Origin of the sequence: Pseudomonas sp. 2848 (assembly GCF_003253945.1) — a bacterium.
In the GTDB taxonomy this organism is placed as follows: domain Bacteria; phylum Pseudomonadota; class Gammaproteobacteria; order Pseudomonadales; family Pseudomonadaceae; genus Aquipseudomonas.
In genome coordinates this window covers 159,992-178,701 of sequence record NZ_QKZD01000008.1, presented here as the reverse complement: position 1 = coordinate 178,701, position 18,710 = coordinate 159,992, and the positions used below count along the sequence as shown (strand labels likewise).

Annotated in this window: 15 protein-coding genes and 1 other RNA gene; 5 read left to right on the top strand and 11 right to left on the bottom strand. The window is 65.4% G+C overall.

Going from position 1 to position 18,710, the window contains the following annotated elements:
• The first annotated feature begins 68 nt into the window (after positions 1 to 68).
• The 3 genes from hemN (at position 69) to DFS21_RS17555 (ending at position 2,975) form a co-directional block, all read left to right on the top strand.
• On the top strand, positions 69 to 1,451 hold the full coding sequence (hemN, locus tag DFS21_RS17565; protein WP_110699092.1) for an oxygen-independent coproporphyrinogen III oxidase: 1,383 nt from the start codon (positions 69 to 71) through the stop codon (positions 1,449 to 1,451).
• Positions 1,452 to 1,638: 187 nt separating this feature from the next.
• Positions 1,639 to 2,373: a Crp/Fnr family transcriptional regulator FnrA gene (gene fnrA / locus DFS21_RS17560; RefSeq protein ID WP_023630845.1), complete on the top strand. Its 735-nt coding sequence runs from the start codon at positions 1,639 to 1,641 to the stop codon at positions 2,371 to 2,373.
• Positions 2,374 to 2,426: 53 nt separating this feature from the next.
• Positions 2,427 to 2,975: an adenine phosphoribosyltransferase gene (locus tag DFS21_RS17555; RefSeq protein WP_102684668.1), complete on the top strand. Its 549-nt coding sequence runs from the start codon at positions 2,427 to 2,429 to the stop codon at positions 2,973 to 2,975.
• Positions 2,976 to 3,095: 120 nt separating this feature from the next.
• Here the strand turns inward: DFS21_RS17555 and recR are convergent, their stop codons facing one another.
• The 3 genes from recR to dnaX all read right to left on the bottom strand — a co-directional run bounded on the left by recR (position 3,096) and on the right by dnaX (position 6,272).
• Complete coding sequence (gene recR, locus DFS21_RS17550; protein ID WP_023632784.1) at positions 3,096 to 3,698, bottom strand: recombination mediator RecR; 603 nt, start codon at positions 3,696 to 3,698, stop codon at positions 3,096 to 3,098.
• Between the two features lie 88 nt (positions 3,699 to 3,786).
• Positions 3,787 to 4,122 carry a YbaB/EbfC family nucleoid-associated protein gene (locus DFS21_RS17545; RefSeq protein WP_023632783.1) on the bottom strand — a complete coding sequence of 112 codons (336 nt, stop codon included), beginning with the start codon at positions 4,120 to 4,122 and terminating at the stop codon, positions 3,787 to 3,789.
• Positions 4,123 to 4,187: 65 nt separating this feature from the next.
• Positions 4,188 to 6,272, bottom strand: a complete 2,085-nt coding sequence (dnaX, locus tag DFS21_RS17540; protein WP_111532733.1) for a DNA polymerase III subunit gamma/tau — start codon at positions 6,270 to 6,272, stop codon at positions 4,188 to 4,190.
• A gap of 131 nt (positions 6,273 to 6,403) precedes the next feature.
• Between dnaX and DFS21_RS17535 the strand changes: the two genes are divergently transcribed.
• A complete protein-coding gene (locus tag DFS21_RS17535; protein WP_111532732.1) occupies positions 6,404 to 7,213 on the top strand; it encodes an ABC transporter substrate-binding protein in 810 nt (269 codons plus the stop codon).
• Here the strand turns inward: DFS21_RS17535 and DFS21_RS17530 are convergent.
• Positions 7,174 to 7,668, bottom strand: coding sequence for a DUF2938 domain-containing protein (locus tag DFS21_RS17530; protein ID WP_111532761.1), 495 nt, complete (start codon positions 7,666 to 7,668; stop codon positions 7,174 to 7,176). The genes DFS21_RS17535 and DFS21_RS17530 overlap by 40 nt on opposite strands.
• 85 nt (positions 7,669 to 7,753) lie before the next feature.
• Here DFS21_RS17530 and DFS21_RS17525 point away from each other — a divergent pair, with 85 nt between their 5' ends.
• Complete coding sequence (locus tag DFS21_RS17525; protein ID WP_111532731.1) at positions 7,754 to 8,188, top strand: helix-turn-helix domain-containing protein; 435 nt, start codon at positions 7,754 to 7,756, stop codon at positions 8,186 to 8,188.
• Here the strand turns inward: DFS21_RS17525 and DFS21_RS17520 are convergent.
• The 7 genes from DFS21_RS17520 to DFS21_RS17490 form a co-directional block, all read right to left on the bottom strand.
• Positions 8,142 to 10,088 (bottom strand): hypothetical protein, encoded by a 1,947-nt coding sequence (locus tag DFS21_RS17520; protein WP_111532730.1) that lies wholly within the window; start codon positions 10,086 to 10,088, stop codon positions 8,142 to 8,144. The genes DFS21_RS17525 and DFS21_RS17520 overlap by 47 nt on opposite strands.
• Positions 10,089 to 10,111: 23 nt before the next feature.
• Positions 10,112 to 10,501 (bottom strand): hypothetical protein, encoded by a 390-nt coding sequence (locus DFS21_RS17515; RefSeq protein WP_102684663.1) that lies wholly within the window; start codon positions 10,499 to 10,501, stop codon positions 10,112 to 10,114.
• A gap of 163 nt (positions 10,502 to 10,664) precedes the next feature.
• Positions 10,665 to 10,761: signal recognition particle sRNA small type (gene ffs, locus DFS21_RS17510), an RNA gene on the bottom strand.
• 189 nt (positions 10,762 to 10,950) lie between these two features.
• A complete protein-coding gene (ligA, locus tag DFS21_RS17505) occupies positions 10,951 to 13,293 on the bottom strand; it encodes an NAD-dependent DNA ligase LigA (RefSeq protein ID WP_111532729.1) in 2,343 nt (780 codons plus the stop codon).
• A gap of 100 nt (positions 13,294 to 13,393) precedes the next feature.
• Positions 13,394 to 14,284: a cell division protein ZipA gene (gene zipA, locus DFS21_RS17500; protein WP_111532728.1), complete on the bottom strand. Its 891-nt coding sequence runs from the start codon at positions 14,282 to 14,284 to the stop codon at positions 13,394 to 13,396.
• Positions 14,285 to 14,489: 205 nt separating this feature from the next.
• Positions 14,490 to 17,978, bottom strand: coding sequence for a chromosome segregation protein SMC (gene smc / locus DFS21_RS17495; RefSeq protein ID WP_110699106.1), 3,489 nt, complete (start codon positions 17,976 to 17,978; stop codon positions 14,490 to 14,492).
• 3 nt (positions 17,979 to 17,981) lie between these two features.
• Positions 17,982 to 18,641 (bottom strand): GntR family transcriptional regulator, encoded by a 660-nt coding sequence (locus DFS21_RS17490; protein ID WP_110699108.1) that lies wholly within the window; start codon positions 18,639 to 18,641, stop codon positions 17,982 to 17,984.
• Positions 18,642 to 18,710: the final 69 nt, after the last annotated feature.

The following is an 18,710-nucleotide window of genomic DNA, read 5'->3' as shown; positions in this document are numbered from 1 at the left end:
AATCAACACGACTTCTTACAAGCGCCCCTAGACTCCGGACACTGCAGCTTTATCCGGGGACTACCCACATGCTCGACGACCTACGCTGGGACGCCGACCTGATTCGTCGCTACGATCTGGCCGGGCCACGCTACACCTCCTATCCGACCGCTGTGCAGCTGCATGGCGAAGTGGGCTCGTTCGACCTGCTCCACGCCCTGCGCGAGAGCCGCCGCGCCACCCGCCCGCTGTCGCTGTACGTACATGTGCCGTTCTGCGCCAACATCTGCTACTACTGCGCCTGCAACAAGGTCATCACCAAGGACCGCGGCCGCGCCGCGCCCTACCTGCAACGCCTGGAGCAGGAAATCCAGCTGATCGCCTGCCACCTCGACCCCAAGCAAGTCGTCGAGCAGCTGCATTTCGGTGGCGGCACGCCGACCTTCCTCAGCCATGTGGAACTGCGTCAGCTGATGGCCACCCTGCGCCAGCATTTCCACCTGCTGGACGACGACTCCGGCGACTACGGCATCGAGATCGACCCGCGCGAAGCCGACTGGTCGACCATGGGCCTGTTGCGCGAGTTGGGCTTCAACCGTGTCAGCCTCGGCGTGCAGGATCTGGACCCGGCCGTGCAGCGCGCGGTCAACCGCCTGCAGAGCCTGGAGCAGACCCGCACGCTGATCGAAGCAGCGCGCACCCTGCAATTCCGTTCGATCAACCTGGACCTGATCTACGGCCTGCCCAAGCAGACACCAGAAGGTTTCGCCCGCACCGTCGAGGAAGTGATCCGCCTACAGCCCGACCGTCTGTCGGTATTCAACTACGCGCATCTACCCGAACGCTTCATGCCCCAGCGGCGCATCGACAGCAGCGACCTGCCGGCCCCAGCGGCGAAGCTGGAGATGCTGCACGCCACCATCGACCAACTGACCGCCGCCGGCTACCGCTACATCGGCATGGACCACTTCGCCCTGCCCGACGACGAGCTGGCCATCGCCCAGGAAGAAGGCACCCTGCAACGCAACTTCCAGGGCTACACCACCCACGGCCACTGCGACCTGATCGGCCTTGGCGTGTCGGCGATCAGTCAGATCGGCGACCTCTACTGCCAGAACAGCAGCGACCTCAACACCTACCAGGACTCCCTCTCCACCGCCCAGCTGGCGACCCAGCGCGGCCTGATGTGCAACCAGGACGATCGCTTGCGCCGCGCAGTGATCCAGCAACTGATCTGCCACTTCGAACTGGATTTCGAAGCGATCGAACACGCCTTCACCATCGATTTTCGCGGCTACTTCAAGGAGCAGTGGCCACAACTGCAAGCCATGCAACGCGACGGCCTGCTCAGCCTGGACGCCAAGGGCATCCGCATCCTGCCGGCCGGCCGCCTGCTGGCGCGCTCGGTGTGCATGGTGTTCGACGCCTACCTCGCGCAGCAGAACCGCCAGCGTTTCTCGCGGGTGATCTGAGGCGCTTGAGGCGTTTCACCGCATGGACAGCCCGCCTTTCGAGGCACACTATGGACAGTTGAACGGTGACGGGACACACCTTCCGCACCGCTGCTAGCGTGCACCAAAAATGCGCACACTGGCCTACAGCCCATGCCGCAGGTTATCCTTACGGCTTATGTGTGCTTTCCCACAAGGATCGAAAGAAATGTCCGAGCCAGTAAAACTGCGCCCACACAACCAGGCCCACTGCAAGGATTGCAGCCTGGCCCCCCTGTGCCTGCCCCTGTCCCTGAACCTGGAAGACATGGACGCACTGGATGAAATCGTCAAACGCGGCCGCCCACTGAAGAAAGGCGAGTTCCTGTTCCGCCAGGGTGACAATTTCGGCTCGGTCTACGCGGTACGTTCCGGTGCCCTCAAGACGTTCAGCCTCAGCGACAGCGGTGAAGAGCAGATCACCGGCTTCCACCTGCCCAGCGAGTTGGTCGGCCTGTCCGGCATGGACACCGAGGCCTACCCGGTGTCGGCCCAGGCCCAGGAAACCACCTCGGTGTGCGAGATCCCCTTCGAGCGCCTCGACGAACTCTCGGTACAGCTGCCACAGCTGCGCCGTCAGCTGATGCGGGTGATGAGCCGCGAGATCCGTGACGACCAGCAGATGATGCTGCTGCTGTCGAAAAAGACCGCCGACGAGCGCATCGCCACCTTCCTGGTCAACCTGTCGGCGCGCTTCCGCGCCCGTGGTTACTCGGCCAACCAGTTCCGCCTGAGCATGTCGCGCAACGAGATCGGCAACTACCTGGGCCTGGCGGTGGAAACCGTGTCGCGCGTGTTCACCCGCTTCCAGCAGAACGGCCTGCTCAAGGCCGAGGGCAAGGAAGTGCACATTCTCGACCCGATCCAGTTGTGCGCGCTGGCCGGTGGTGCACTCGAGGTCTGATCGCCGCGCTAAAAGGGTATACTGACGCCGAGTTTTTCCAGGATACCCGCCCCATGCACAGCGACACCTTCGACCTCAAAGCCTTGATCCGCCCGGTAATGGACTTCCCCAAGCCGGGCGTGATCTTCCGCGACATCACCCCGCTGTTCCAGTCGCCGCGCGGGCTGCGCTATGTCGCCGACCAGTTCATCGAGCGCTATGTCGAGGCCGAGTTCAGCCATATAGGCGCCATGGACGCGCGAGGCTTCCTGATTGGCTCGATCATTGCTCACCAGCTGAACAAGCCGCTGATCCTGTTCCGCAAGCAGGGCAAGCTGCCGGCTGACGTGCTGTCCGAGGGCTATCAGACCGAATACGGCGAGGCCTTCCTGGAAGTGCATGCCGACAGTCTCTGCGATGGGGATTCGGTCTTGATCTTCGATGACCTGATTGCCACCGGCGGCACCCTGCTGGCGGCCGCCAACCTGGTGCGCCGCACCGGTGCGCAAGTGTTCGAGGCGGCGGCGATCATCGACCTGCCGGAGCTGGAAGGCTCGCGTCGCCTGCAGGCGGCCGGGGTGCCGACCTTCTGCCTGACCGAGTTTTCCCTGAGCGAATACTGAGTTCGCCTTCAAAACGATCGCGGGGCCAGTCGCATCGGCGCACCGCCGCTCCCACGCAGATCAACATGCGTGGGAGCGGCGGTGCGCCGATGCGACTGGCCCCGCGATGCGTTTACGGGTTTACAACGTGATCGGCCTGCGCCCGGCAAATGCATGGGCCAGCGTCCCGCCATCCACCAATTCCAGCTCGCCCCCCAACGGCACGCCATGGGCGATGCGCGTGGCAGTCAGGCCCTTCTCGGCGAGCAGCTGGGCGATGTAGTGCGCCGTCGCCTCCCCTTCCACCGTGGGGTTGGTGGCCAGGATCACCTCACTGAAGGTGCCCTGCTCCTCGATCCGCGCCATCAACTGCGGAATGCCGATGGCATCCGGCCCCAGCCCGTCCAGCGGCGAGAGGTGCCCCTTGAGCACGAAGTAGCGACCGCGATAGCCGGTCTGCTCCACTGCGTACACATCCACCGGCCCCTCGACCACGCACAGTTGCGTGTCGTCACGGCGTGGGTCGGCGCACTGCGGACATAGTTCCTGCTCGGTCAAGGTCCGGCACTGACGGCAATGACCGACGCCTTCCATGGCCTGGCTCAGGGCCTGGGCCAGGCGCGTACCGCCACTGCGGTCGCGTTCGAGCAGCTGCAGGGCCATGCGTTGGGCGGTTTTCTGACCGACGCCGGGCAGGATGCGCAGGGCGTCGATCAGTTGGCGGATCAGGGGGCTGAAGCTCATGTGTGCAGGCCTGCCAATTCAGGAAACAGAATGAACAAGGGAGCAACGACCGTCGGGCCGTTGCTCCCCATTTGAAGCCAGAAGCCGATCAGAACGGCATTTTGAAACCAGGCGGCAGCTGCATCCCTGCGGTCATGCCGCCCATCTTTTCCTGGCTGCTCTGCTCGATCTTGCGCACGGCGTCGTTCAGCGCGGCGGCAATCAGGTCCTCGAGCACTTCCTTGTCGTCAGCGTCGGTCGACATCAGGCTCTGGTCGATGCTGACACGCTTGACGTCGTGGCGACCGGTCATCACCACACTGACCAGGCCGCCACCGGACTGGCCGGTGACTTCCGCATTGGCCAGCTCTTCCTGCATCTTCTGCATTTTTTCCTGCATCTGCTGGGCCTGCTTCATCAGGCCGGCCATGCCACCTTTCATCATGGGGGTATACCTCGATTGGGTCATGTGATGCGGCCCGGCACAGGGCCGGCCGCATGGTTATCCGTTCATTGGCCCTGGCTGGCCAGGGCGTCTACAGGCTCAATAGTATCCTGCCTGACCGTCGCGCCGAACTGCCGGATCATCTGCTGGATGAGCGGATCCTGTTCGATCGACACCACGGCGTCATGCTGGCGCTCGGCGCGCTTGCGCGAGGCGGCCTGGGCCGGGGTTTCCTGCTCGGGGCGGATCAGCTCGATCTTCAGGCGGATCTCGCGGCCCAGTTGCTGGTTCAGTGCGTCGTTCAGCCTGCGCTGCTGCGTCGAGTTGAACAGCGCGCCCTGCCCCGGGTCCAGGTGCAACAGCCAGTCATCACCCTCGGCGGCGATCAGCGTACAGTTTGCGGCGATGTTGCCTGTCATACCGGAGACAGGCAACTGTGGGAATAATTCCAGCCATTGCAGGGCCAAGCCGGTCGCGGGCATGGCCGCCGGCAGTGGCTCCGGCGCCCGGGCAGGCGCCTCCTCCTGCACGTGCTCGGCCAGCTCGTCCAGGTAGCTGAAGCCAACCGGGTCGCTGTCGGGCGCGTAGTAGTCCTCGTCCGCCGGCGGCTCGTCGTCGCGCTCCATGCCCGCCGGGCTGTAGGCCGACGGATCGAACGGTGGCTCGTCATCGTCCGGCTGCTGGCTGGCGGCCTCGACCGCGAGTGCCGGCTCGGGCAACTGCTCGGGCGCAACCGGCGCCGGAGTGGCGATTGGCTCCTCCCACGGCAGGTCGATGACCTCCTCGGCGGGCTGCGGCTCGGGCTCGAGCTCGGGCCCGGACTCTGGCTCCGCTGGCGCTTGCGGCGCCTCGACAACCTCGGCTACGGCCGGCACTTCGACGACTGGCCGCTCGGCCTGTATGGATGGCTCAGCCACGGGCAGCGGCGCGGCCACTTCAGCGACAGGGCTGGCGGCAACGGACGGCGCCACGGCCACAGCCGCTGCCGCCACCGGTTGGGTCGGATCAGCTGTGGCCTGGCTGATCCCCGTCGGCTTTAGTACCGGCCTCGGTGCGTCGTCGGTATCGGCCGGGCGGAACGCCAGCATGCGCAGCAGGACCATCTCGAAACCGCCGCGCGGGTCCGGCGCCAATGGCAGGTCACGGCGGCCGATCAACCCCATCTGGTAGTAGAACTGCACGTCTTCGGCCGGCAGGGCCTGGGCCAACGCCAGCACGCGGTCACGGTCGCCCTGGCCGTTGTCCACCGCTTCCGGCAGGGCCTGGGCGATGGCGACGCGGTGCAGCACATTGAGCATTTCCGACAGCACGCCGTTCCAGTCCGGGCCTTGTTCGGCCAGGTCACGCACTGCGGCCAGCAGCGCACGGGCGTCGCCCTCGAGCAGGGCCTGGAGCACCCCATACACCTGGCCGTGGTCGAGCGTGCCGAGCATCGCCCGCACATCGGCGGCCAGCACCCGGCCCTCGCCAAAGGCGATGGCCTGGTCGGTCAGGCTCATGGCATCGCGCATGGAGCCATCGGCGGCGCGACCGAGCAGCCACAGGGCATCCTCTTCGAACGGCACGTTCTCGGCGCCCAGCACGTGGGTCAAGTGCTCGACCACGCGCTCCGGGCTCATGTTCTTCAGCGAGAACTGCAGGCAGCGCGACAGGATGGTCGCCGGCAGTTTCTGCGGGTCGGTGGTGGCGAGGATGAACTTGACGTAGGGCGGTGGCTCTTCCAGCGTCTTCAACAAGGCGTTGAACGAGTGGGTGGAGAGCATGTGCACTTCGTCGATCAGGTAGACCTTGAAGCGCCCGCGGCTCGGGGCGTACTGCACGTTGTCGAGCAGCTCGCGGGTGTCCTCGACCTTGGTGCGGCTGGCGGCGTCGATCTCGATCAGGTCGACGAAGCGGCCTTCGTCGATCTCCCGGCACACCGAGCAGGTACCGCACGGCGTCGAGGTGATGCCGGTCTCGCAGTTCAGGCACTTGGCGATGATCCGCGCAATGGTGGTCTTGCCCACGCCCCGGGTCCCGGTGAACAGGTAGGCATGGTGCAGGCGCTGGTTGTCCAGGGCGTTGATCAAAGCCTTGAGCACATGGGTCTGGCCGACCATTTCGCGGAACGAGCGCGGACGCCATTTACGTGCAAGAACCTGATAACTCATCAAAAAACCATCGTGACCGGAGCGGGCGGAAAGAGCGCTAATGCTAGCGGAGCGGGGCCGAAATTGCACCCTGCCGATCTCGTCTAAGCTCAGTGACGGGCACACGGACGACGGATCAGGGAGGATGAGGCGTGCGGCGAGTCCTGGCCATCCTGTTGTTGTGGGTATTGTTGTGGGCCACCCACGGCCTGGCGCAACCGCCGGTGCTGCGCTTCTCCATCGCCGAAAGCTGGAGCATGCCGCTGATGCGCATCGAGGACCAGCAGCCGGCGGAAGGCATCCTCCTGGAACTGATGCAGGCCATCGCCCGGGAGGCCGATGCCCGCCCCCAGTACCATGTGCTGGCGCGCCTGCGCCTGCAGGAGGCGATGCAGGCCGGCGAAATCGACGTACGCTGCTACGTTTCCACGCAATGGCTGACCGATCGGCCCGGCGACTATCTCTGGAGCATCCCGCTCATCGAGCAGCGCGACCTGCTGATCGGCCGCCCCGGCGACAGCGGCCCCGTCAGCCCGGACGCACTGCCACCCCAGGCCATCGGCACCGTGCTCGGCTACACCTACCCCACGCTCGAGCCGCTGTTCAGCCAGGCCCGCCTGCAGCGCGAAGATAGCCGCAATCAGTTGCTGGTCCTGCAGAAACTCCAGGTCGGGCGCTTGCGCCATGCCGTGAGCAACCAGCTGTCGCTGCAGTGGTACAACCGCTCCCTGCCCCCTGCTCAACGCCTGCAGCCCCTGGCCGTGCTTGAAGAACAGGCGCTGGGCTGCATGGTGCGCAACGACCCCGCACTGCCGACCCAGGCGGTGCTCAGGGCGCTGGTGCGGATCAAGCAGTCCGGGGAAATGCAGCGGATCGTCGAGCGTTATAGCGAGCCCCATCCGTTCGCAGGTGACGACAGCCCTCAGTTACCCGCAGCCGCGACACCCAGTGCCGCCAGGTAGAGGCCCAAACCGAACACGCAGTGCGTCGCCAGGCTGCGCAGGCAGCTCTTCAAGGGCGCGGGTGTGTTCGTCGCGAAGTACCCTGCCCCCAACGCAGGCTGCACCACGCACAACGGCACGAGCACCGAGACCACCCCGAACAGCAAGGCTGGCCACAGTGTCGGCCCCCGCAACCACCCCTCCCCTGCAATAGCCGCCAGCAACGCCGCGAACACCAACCCTGTGGCGTAGTGGAGCAGCCAGCCCCACACCAGCTCCCCCCTGACCGGCGCAGCCTTGCCGATCGTCGCATGCCGCCAGCGCCCTTCGAGCAGATGCCCCACCCAGCGCCCGACCATGGCGTAGTTCAGGGTGGTGACGCCCAGATGCCTGAGCAACAGGGTCCACAGGTCCATGACCAGGGTGGCGCCGATGCCGATGAACAGGATGGAAAGCACAAGCGAGGAGATGGTCATGACGTGAGCCCTTGGCAGATTGACGGAAAGGTCGATGCCAAGCAGCATGCAAGTTGAAGTCAACTTCAAGTCAAGAGGGGTTGCAATGGACATTGCCGATGTCGCCAGGCGCACCGGAGTGCCGGCGTCGACATTGCGTTACTACGCGAACAAGGGGTTGCTCAGATCACTGGCCAGCCATGGGCAGCGCCGCCAGTTCCCGCCAGACACCCCCGAGCGCCTGGCGCTGATCGCGCTGGGACAGGCGGCTGGCTTTTCGCTGGACGAAGTAGCCGCCATGCTTGACGAGCAACGGGTCGACCGCGAGTTGCTGCTGGCCAAGGCCGACGAGATCGACCGCCGGATCAAACGGCTGCAGGCGATGAGCAAGGGGTTGCGGCATGCGGCGCAGTGCCCCGAGGAGAACCATCTGCAATGCCCGACCTTCCAGCGGCTGATGCAGGTATCGGCCAGCCAGGGCAGGCGTGGAGGCCTCAGTAGCCGTGCAACTCGCGGAACGGCTGGCCCTTGTGGTAGTTGATCCACTCCTCCACGTCATACGGCAGGTACAGCTGCCGACGCGCCCGCGAGAGGGCAATATACACGGCGCAGATCCGGGCATCGAAGGCGTAGGCGTCCTTGAAGCGGTCGGTGGTCATCAGTTCCGGTGTCAGCAGCACCTGATCGAACTCCAGGCCGCCGGCCTCCTCGGCCATCAGCAGCGTCAGGCTGTCGGGCCGGGCGGCGATACGCGCGTCCAGCAGCGTCAGGTCCGCAAGCTTGAAACCCGCCTCAAGGCGCGCCTCGACCCAGAGGAACGCGGCATCGAAACGTTCGGACTCACGCACCTGCTGCCAGTCGAGCAGGTGCGCGAAATACGGATGCGGCCCTTCGGCATCCTGCCCCGGCGCATAGAACGCGGCCCTGAACAGGCCGATCGCCGTGGCCATGAAGCGGCGCATCTGTGGCCAATCGGGGAAATTCAACAAGCAGTTGGACTCGGCCAACTCCATGGCCCAGCGCATCGTGTCCCAGCGCGAGGCGGTCAGCACCACGCAGCCCTCGGGCGGAACGAACCCTTCGGGGAAGTGCTCGATGCCGACATCGACATGGCGCGCAGCCTCGAAGGCAACCTTGGACTTCTTCGAATGCACGCCGATCAACGGGTTGATCAGGCGCTCCACCTTGGGCCCGCTACGCACGGCAAAGGCCATGTCCTTCTGGCGCACCTGACGCTCGCGCCTGACCACCTCGCCGGAGGCCTTCTGATATTCATCGCCCAGGGTGATCAGCACCTGGCGGCCTCGCTCGATGACTTGCAGCAGTGAGGCCGGCACGTCCTGGCTCTCGTCGATGATCACGTGGCTGAAGCGCCCTGGCACGCTGCAGCCAGTCAGGCTCGCTCGCTTGAGCAGCAGCAACGCCTCGAACCCGGTCTGCGCGCCCCAGGCCGGTTGCGCCTCCAGGTAGCGCCATAGCCGGCTGGCGTACTCGAGCAGGACCTGGGTATCGACGCCGGAGAGTGCTTGGCGAAAATACGGCAGATGACGATTCGACAGGCTGTAATCCCGAGAATCGCAGTAGTTGCGCAGCACTTCCAGGCAGATATCCAGGGCATGCTCGGCGTCGTACTGGCGCAAGCCGACGATCCCCAGTTCCTCGGCCAGCCTGCGCTTGCCGGGACCGCGCTGCGCCGTCCGGGCGGAAACTGACCGGGTATCCTTGAGCAGGGCCCGGGCGAACTGGCCGAAGGTCATGCCGACCTTGGCCTGCTCATCCAGCCCCATGCGTCGACGCAAGGTGCCGAGCTTGGCCGGCGTGCGCGCCAGGGCCAGCACCCGGCCACGGGGCAGGCAATCCATCAGCGCGCCAAGCAGGTAGCTCTTGCCGATCCCGGCATAGCCCTGCACGTGGATGTCTTCGTCGAGGTTGGCCTGGATAACCTTGAGCAGCTTGTCCTGCTCGACGGTCAGCCAGCGTTCGGTATCGAAGCCGGTGGTCACCCGCTGGCTGAACGGGTTGTCGCTGTGATGCAGGCGAATGCGGTAGTCGAAATCCCACTTGCCATCGGCCAGCAGGTATTCCCGCGCCTGGACCTGCTCCGCGTCGAGCAGACGCAGCTTCGAACCCTTGATCACCTCAAGGCCGAAATAGAGCTTGCGCGCATCGAACAGCCTACGGGCCTCAGACAACAACCCCACGCCAGGCGAGTGCGCGCCATCTACCGCCCACGCCAACAGCTTGCCCAGCACCTTTTCCGCCGCCCGCGCATCGACCTGCCCCTGTGCATGGGCCAGGTTCTGGATCACCAGCACTGCCGCCAACTCCGGCTCGCCCAGGGTGTCGAGCGCCAGCGCGCCGTCGGCCAGCAAGGCCTGGCACACCTCTGCGGTAACCGGCAGGTACACCGGATGGGAAAAGTCGAAGTGCTCGGGCTGCATGTCGGTACGGGTCCGGGGATCACTCAAGGTTTGTCGGATTCAGCGGCCTGCCCCACCACCAGGTCGAAGCGGTAGGCACCCAACGACCCAGACATGTCGCCGGGATGGCTGACACCCGCCTGCGGTGCGTCGAGCACGCCATCGAGCTCATGCAGGGCCAGCTCCAGCAGCTTGCGCAAGTCACGCACCGAGCGCGCCGACACCTGCAGTTCCAAGGCCACCGCGTCAGCCTTCACCGCCACTGGCGCAGCCGCTTCCTCGAGGATGCGCTCGTGCTCTTCTTCCATCTGGTCGAGCACCTGGGACAACTCCAGCACGCGCTCGGGACTGGCGGCCATCTGGTCCTTGATTTCCAGGCGGCGCAGCTGCCACTCGCGGATCTTCTGGCGGGTGAGGTCGTCGACATGTTCCACGGTCGCTATCTCCTGGCCGAATGGGCCGACACGATGGGATGCATGATAAGGCGCTGCGCGGGATCGTGCAGGCGGAAAACAGTGCGAGGGTGTAAAGAAACGCGTCTGATGTGCGACGCCTGACAGGTACGCCGGAAAAATCCTGCGCCCAAAATGGAGGCGGCCCCACCAGCCACACCCCGGCACTCGATGTTCCCGCTATGGCTGCTCCCTTCCGGGCCTGACCAGGTTAACGGGTAATCAATGCGGGGGGACCGATGGGGCCACCACGACGGCTCGCCAGCTGACGAGCCGCGCCATTGTACAACGCCAGCGAGAAGTTACAACCTTTGATCGAGAAAAAACCATCATTTCTCAAGGACTTGTGGCAAATCTATCGCGAGGCGAACCCGCCCCCCACGTGCGATCACCCGTGGGAGCGGGCTTGCCCCGCGACAAGGCCACCGGCCTCAGACGTCGATTCCGCGCTCCGCAAGGAAGCCCACGAACGCCTCCTCGTCCATCACCGACACGCCCAGCTCGCTGGCCTTGGCCAGCTTGGAGCCGGCGCCGGGCCCGGCCACCACGCAATGGGTCTTGCCGGACACGGAGCCCGCCACCTTGGCCCCCAGGCTTTCCAGCTTTTCCTTGGCGATATCGCGGCTCATGCGCTCCAGGGTACCGGTCAGCACCCAGGTCTGGCCGGCCAGCGGCAAACCCTCGGCGGACTTCTTCTCGCACGACCAGTGCATGCCGAAGTCCAGCAACTGGGCTTCGATGGCGCGGGCCAACTGCTGGTTGGCCTCGACCTTGAAGAACTCGCGCACCCCGTCGGCGGCCTTGGTATTCAGGGCCTGGCGCAAGTCGATGCCATCGGCGGCGATGATCTTGTCCAGGGTGCCCAGCTTGTCTACCAGCTTCTCGGCGCCGGTCGGGCCGACCGACGGGATATCGAGCTTGGCGAGCATCCCGGCGAGGGTGGTGCTGGCGGCGAACTCGGCGCCCAGCTCCCCTTCATCCTGCAGTTGCATACCGCTGTCCAGCAGCTGCTTGATCACCGCACGGTTGTGCTCGTCCTCGAAGAAGTTATGGATCTCGTAGGCAACTTCCAGGCCAATGTCCGGCAGGTAGGTCAACACCTGCGGCAGCGCCACCTGCACCCGCGCCAGGCTGCCCAGGGAGCGGGCCAGGACCTTGGCGGTCTCCTCGCCGACATCGGGGATGCCCAGGGCGTAGATGAAACGCGCCAGGCTCGGGCGCTTGCTGGCCTCGATGGCTTCGAGCAGCTTGCGGCTGGAGACCTCGGCAAAGCCTTCAAGGGCTACCACTTGTTCGAATTCCAGCTTGTAGAGGTCGGCCGGCGAGCGGATCAGGTTTTCATCGACCAGTTGCTCGACGCTCTTTTCGCCCAGGCCATCGATGTCCATGGCCCGGCGCGACACATAATGGATGATCGCCTGCTTGAGCTGGGCGGCGCAGCTCAGGCGCCCCACACAGCGGTACACCGCGCCTTCGCTGGTGGTTTCCTTGCCCTTGCTGCGCTTGACCAGCTGAGTGCGCTCGACCTGCGAGCCGCACACCGGGCATTGGCTCGGCACCTGCACCGCACGCGCGCCTTCGGGGCGGCGCTCGAGCACCACCTGCATGACCTGCGGGATCACGTCGCCGGCACGGCGGATGATCACCGTGTCGCCGATACGCAGGCCCAACCGGGCGATCTCGTCCATGTTGTGCAGGGTGGCGTTGGACACCGTCACGCCGGCCACCTTCACCGGCTTGAGGCGGGCGACCGGAGTCACCGCGCCGGTACGCCCGACCTGGAACTCGACATCGAGCACCTCGGTGAGCTCTTCCATGGCCGGGAACTTGTGGGCGATCGCCCAGCGCGGCTCACGGGCACGGAAACCCAGCTCACGCTGGGAGGCCAGGGCATTGACCTTGAACACCACCCCATCGATCTCGTAGGGCAGGCTGTTGCGGCGCGCACCGATGTCCCGGTAATAGGCCAGGCACTCGTCGATACCGGCGGCGTGCCTGAGCTCGCGGCTGATCGGCAGCCCCCAGGTCTTGAGTTTCTCCAGGATACCGATATGGCTGTCGCCAAACGGCTCGGACACCTGGCCGACGCCATAGCAGCAGAACTCCAGCGGGCGGCTGGCGGTGATCTTCGAGTCCAGCTGGCGCAGGCTGCCGGCGGCGGCGTTGCGCGGGTTGGCGAAGGTCTTGCCGCCGGCCTCGGCCTGGGCCGCATTGAGCCGGTCGAATCCGGCCTTGCTCATGTACACCTCGCCGCGCACCTCCAGCACCGCCGGCCAGCCCTCGCCCTGCAGCTTGAGCGGGATGTTGCGCACGGTACGCACGTTGGCGCTGATGTCCTCACCGGTAGTGCCGTCGCCGCGGGTGGCGCCCTGCACCAGCTGGCCGTCGCGGTACAGCAGGCTCACCGCCAGGCCGTCGAGCTTGGGCTCGCAGCTGTAGTCCACGGCCGCCCGATCGCCGCCCGGCAAATCCAGGCCTTCGACCACGCGGCGGCCGAAGTCGCGCAGGTCGTCTTCCTCGAAGGCGTTGCCCAGGCTGAGCATCGGTATCTCGTGACGTACCTGGCTGAAGGCCGCCAGTGCCGCACCACCGACGCGCTGGGTCGGCGAATCCGGCGTCACCAGGTGCGGGTGCTCGGCCTCCAGCGCCTTCAGCTCATTGAACAGGCGGTCGTATTCGGCATCGGGCACGCTGGGTTCGTCGAGCACGTAGTAGCGGTAGTTGTGCTGGTCGAGTTCGGCGCGCAGTTCGTGGATTCGGGATTCGGCGTTCATTTCTGGTCTTCTCTTGCAAAGCAAAAGAGCAGCCCCTGGCTGCTCTTTCGTTTCAATCATCGCGGCGCGGACCGAGGCAAGGTCCGCCCGCTCGGGTGTATCAGCGTTTCTGCGTCAGGGCGCGGCGCTCGAACTCGACGATGCGCTGGCGGTAGTGCTCGATGGTCTGGGCGGTCAGCACGCTGCGCTGGTCATCCTTGAGCTCGCCATTGAGCTCGTGGGCCAACTTGCGGGCGGCGGCGACCATCACGTCGAAGGCCTGCTTGGGGTGACGCGGGCCTGGCAGGCCGAGGAAGAAGCTCACCGCACGGGTGCTGAAATGGTCGATGTCGTCCAGATCGAACACGCCGGGCTTGACCGCATTGGCCATGGAGAACAGCACTTCGCCGTGGCCGGCCATGCTCTCGTGGCGATGGAAGATGTCCATCTCGCCGAAGCGCAGGCCGCTTTCCAGGATGTTCTGCAACAGCGCCGGGCCCTTGAAACCGCCTTCGTCGCGGGAGATGACGCTGATCACCAGCACTTCTTCGGCCGGCGGCAGCTCTTTGGCCGGCGTGGACGCGGCAGTAAAACCGCTGTTGCGGGCGTTGTCGGCGGCGAAGTCGTCGTCGCCAGTATCGAACAGGTCCGGTTCACGCGGCTCGGCGGCCAGCTTCAGGTCGCCCTGTTGCGGCTCGCTGTTGTTGCGCTTGCCGCGCTTGGCCTTGGCCGGTTTGGCTTCACGCTCGCGTTCGCGCTCACGCACCGGGGCGCTGACCGATGGCAGGTCGCTCTCATCCAGCTCGGGCTCTTTATGGGTTTCCAGCACACGCGAAGGGCCGAGCACCTCGGCGCCGCCGCTGTCGTCGTCCGGGGCGTTGGCGTAGCTACGGTCCAGACGGAACTTCAACTTGCCCTTGCCGCCGCGCATGCGGCGCCAGCCGTCGAAAAGAATACCGGCGATGACAATGATGCCGATGACGATCAGCCACTCGCGCAGACCGATTTCCATGTAATCCCGTGCCTCTATAAAAAATATGCTTGAAAACAAAGGCTTCAAAGGCCTTTAACACGTGGCGCCAACTCTATGTTCTGACAGGCGTTTTACCCACGCAAAAAACAAGTGACATTAAGCTAGCACGACCAAAGGCAACTTTACACCGTCTGTCGCGTCTGCTGAGGCTTTTGCCTACATGTTCACACCCTTTCTTTACCCCTTATGCGTCAACCATGGCCATAGCCTCTTCCACATCAACTGCAACAAGACGTGAACAACCCGGCTCGTGCATAGTCACCCCCATCAGCTGGTCGGCCATTTCCATGGCGATCTTGTTGTGGGTGATGTAGATGAACTGCACGGTTTCGCTCATTTCCTTGACCAGGCGCGCATAGCGCCCGACGTTGGCATCGTCCAAAGGCGCGTCGACCTCGTCGAGCATGCAGAACGGCGCCGGGTTCAGCTTGAAGATGGCGAACACCAGGGCCAGGGCCGTCAGTGCCTTCTCGCCACCCGACAGCAGATGGATGGTGCTGTTCTTCTTGCCCGGCGGGCGCGCCATGATCGTCACCCCTGTATCGAGTAGATCTTCGCCCGTCAGTTCCAGATAAGCGCTGCCGCCACCGAAAACTTTTGGGAAAAGTGCCTGTAATCCGGCATTTATCTGATCAAAGGTATCCTTGAAGCGGTTGCGGGTTTCCTTGTCGATCTTGCGGATGACGTTTTCCAGGGTCTCCAGTGCTTCGACCAGGTCGGCGTCCTGGGCATCCAGGTAGCGCTTGCGCTCGGACTGCTGCTCGTACTCCTCGATGGCCGCCAGGTTGATCGCGCCCAAGCGCTGGATACGCGCCTCGACCTGCTCCAGCGCCTGCTCGGTGCCCTGCTCGCTGGCCTCGGCCTCGAGCGTGGCGAGCACGCCCTGAAGATCGTAGCCGTCGGCGAGCAGTTGTTCCTGCAAGGTCTTGCGCCGCACATCCAGCCCCTGGGACTCCAGGCGCTGCTGCTCCAGCTGGCCGCGCAGCAGTTGCGACTGCTGCTCGGCCTGGGTACGGCGCCGCTCGGCATCGCGCAGCTCGCGATCGGCCTCATCCATGTGCAGGCGCGCCTGACGCATTTCCTCGTCGACGCTCATGCGGCGCTCGAGCAGCTCCTCAAGCTTCAGGCGCAGTTCTTCCAGCGGCGCCTCGCCCTCCTCGAGATTCAGGTTCAGTTGCTCCTGACGCTCGTTCAGGCGCGCGGCCTGCTGCTCCAGGCGCTCGAGCGCCTGGCGGGTGGAATCGTGCTGGGCGCGCAACGAGCCCAGGCGCACGGCCAGTTGATGGGCATGGTCCTTGTGCTGGCGGGCCTCCTGGCGGACCCGGTCGAGACCTTCGCGCAGGGTGTCGCGGCGCGCCATCAGTTGCTCGCGCTGTTCGGTGTCCGCGGCCATCAGGTCGAGGGACTCCTGCAACAGCAGGCGCGCCTCGCCCAACTGCTCATGCTCCAGGGCACGCTGCTCCTGGAGCTCGGCCAACTCTTCGTGCAAGCGTCGGCGGCGCAGTTCAAGCTGTTCGGCCCGGGCCCGGCCAGCAGACAGGCGCGCCTTGAGCTCACCGTGCTGGCGGCTCTCGTCCTGGCTGCGACGGCGCAATTGCTCGCGCTGCTCCTCCAGGTCGAGCTGTTGTTCACGCAGACGCTGCAGTTGCTCGTCGAGCTGTTCGAGCGACGCTTCCTGCTCCAGTTGTTCCTGGGCCAGGCGTTCGATTTCCTGGCCCCTGGCCAGCACGCCGCCCTGGGCTTCACCACCGCGGCTGACCCGCAGGAAATGCCGCCCCACCCAGTATCCGTCGCGGCTGACCAGGCTTTGGCCAGCGACCAGTGACGCCCGCTGCGCCAACGCCTGCTCCAGCGTTTCAACCGGCCTCACCTGCCCCAGCCAGGCCGACAGGTCGGCCCGCCCCTCGACCTTGTCGAGCAGGCTGCCGGCAACGCGCGAGCCCTCTCCCCCGGCCAGCAGCAGGCGCAAATCGCCCTGTTCCAGCGCGGCGAAGTCCAGGCCGGCGAAGTCATCCAGCAACACTGCCTGCAGGTCGGCGCCAAGCACCGTTTCCACCGCCAGCTCCCAGCCGGGCTCAACCCGCAGCCCCTCGGCCAGGCGCGGGCGCTGCTCCAGGCCCTGGGCGCGCAGCCAGTCGGCGGCCCCCACACCGGGCTCCAGCGCCGCCTGCTGCAAAGCCTCCAGCGAGGCCAGACGCCCGCCCAGGCGCTGCAGATCACCTTGCTGTTGCTGTTGTGCCTGGCTGGTCTGCTGCAGGTGTTCGCGCAACCCTTCCAGGCGCTCGACCACCTGCTGCTCTTGCAGGTGCAGCTCTTCGAGCAGCAACTCGCTGCTGGCCACTTGCTCGCCTAGATCGGACGTCTCGGTGTCCTGGGTATCACCACCGAGCTGCTCACCCTCCTCGCCCAGCTTGCGCTGGCGCTCGGCCAGGCGCTCCAGGCTGGATTCGAGCTGCGCCAGGCGTGCCTGCTGCACCTCGGCCTGACGGCGCGGCTCGGCGGAGCGGGTGTTGAAGCCGTCCCACTGCTCCTGCCAGCCGTGCATGCCGAGCTCAGCTTCCTCCAGGGTCGCGGCGGCTTCCTCGGCCGCGGCCAAGGTCAGCTCCTGCTCCGGTTCGAGCATCGCCAATTCTTCGCCGAGGGTCGCCAGCAAGGTGCGGTCATGCCCCAGGTGCGATTCGGTTTCCAGGCGGCTGCGCTCGGCCTCCTTCAGGTCGTCCTGCAACTGGCGCAGACGCTGCTGGCCGTGCTGGATGCTCTGCTCGACGCGGGCGATATCGCCAGCCACCGAATAGAAGCGGCCCTGCACCTGGTTGAAGCGTTCGGACAACTCATGGTGACCGTCGCGCAGTCGCTCGATGCTGGCGTCAGCGTTGCGCTGTTCGGCCACCAGCGCCTCGAAGGCGACCTCCTGGTCGCCGATCACCGTCTCGCGCTGGCGCACCCGCTCATCCAGGTCGCGCCAGCGCAGAGCCGACAGGCGTGCCTTGAGCTGACGTTCCTCGGCCTTGTACTCACGGTATTTCTCGGCAGCCTGGGCCTGGCGGTGCAGGCGCTCGATCTGGCGTTCCAGCTCTTCGCGCAGGTCGGTCAGGCGCGCGAGGTTTTCCTGGGTACGGCGGATGCGGCTCTCGGTCTCGCGGCGACGCTCCTTGTACTTGGAGATGCCCGCCGCTTCCTCGATGAAGTTGCGCAACTCCTCGGGCTTGGCCTCGATCAGCTTGCTGATCATGCCCTGCTCGATGATCGAATAGCTGCGCGGCCCCAGACCGGTGCCGAGGAAGATATCGGTGATGTCACGACGCCGGCACTTGGTGCCGTTCAGGTAATAGGTGTTCTGCCCGTCGCGGGTGACCTTGCGGCGGATCGAGATCTCGGCGTAGGCGGCGTACTCGCCCACCAGGCTGTTGTCGCTGTTGTCGAACACCAGCTCGATGCTCGCCTGGCTGACCGGCTTGCGGCTGGTGGAGCCGTTGAAGATGACATCGGTCATCGACTCGCCACGCAGGTTCTTCGCCGAACTCTCGCCCATCACCCAGCGCACCGCGTCGATGATGTTGGATTTACCGCAGCCGTTGGGGCCGACCACGGCGGCCATGTTGCTGGGGAAGTTGACCGTGGTCGGGTCGACGAACGACTTGAACCCGGCCAGGCGGATGCACTTCAGGCGCACCGGTCAGACCCGCGCCAGCGCCGCCAGCACCAGTTCGCAACTGCGCTGGCAATAGGCGGTGAGCACCTCGCGGATGCGCGGCAGGTCGCGGGCGACCACAGCTTCGAGCAGGCAGGCAAACAGCTCCAGGTAATCGGCCATGTTGGCCTGGCGCTGGTCCAGGGCCAGGTAGTAGGCGCGGCTCATGGCCGGCTGCAGGTTCTCGACGGTTTCCTGCAGGTACGGGTTGTTGGCGAACGGATACGCGGCGCGCATCACCGCGAAGCTGTCGCCGACGAAGGCCTTGATATCCTTGCCGGCATGGGCCTGCTTGAGGCGCTGCTGGATGTCCAGGAACGGGCGCAGGTCGCCCTCGGTGCGCCAATGCTGGGCAACGGCATTGCCCAGCAGGATGTAGAACTCGCCCATCAGGGCGCACAGGCTGCGCACGCTGTTCTCGTCGAGTTCGGTCACATGGGCGCCACGGCGCGGCAGGATGGCCACCAGGTGCCGGCGCTCGAGGATGAGCAGCGCCTCGCGTACCGAACCGCGGCTGACGTTAAGGGCCTGGGTGACCTTCTGCTCCTGGATGCGCTCGCCGGGTGCGAGTTCGCCGCGGATGATCCGCTCGGCCAGGTAGTGGGCAATTTGCTCGGAGAGGCTGTCCGGCGCCTTGAACGTCATGGTTTTCCTTCGCAATCTGGGTAGCTGTGCACAAGGGCGCGATTGTAGCGCACTTGCCAGGCGCTCGCG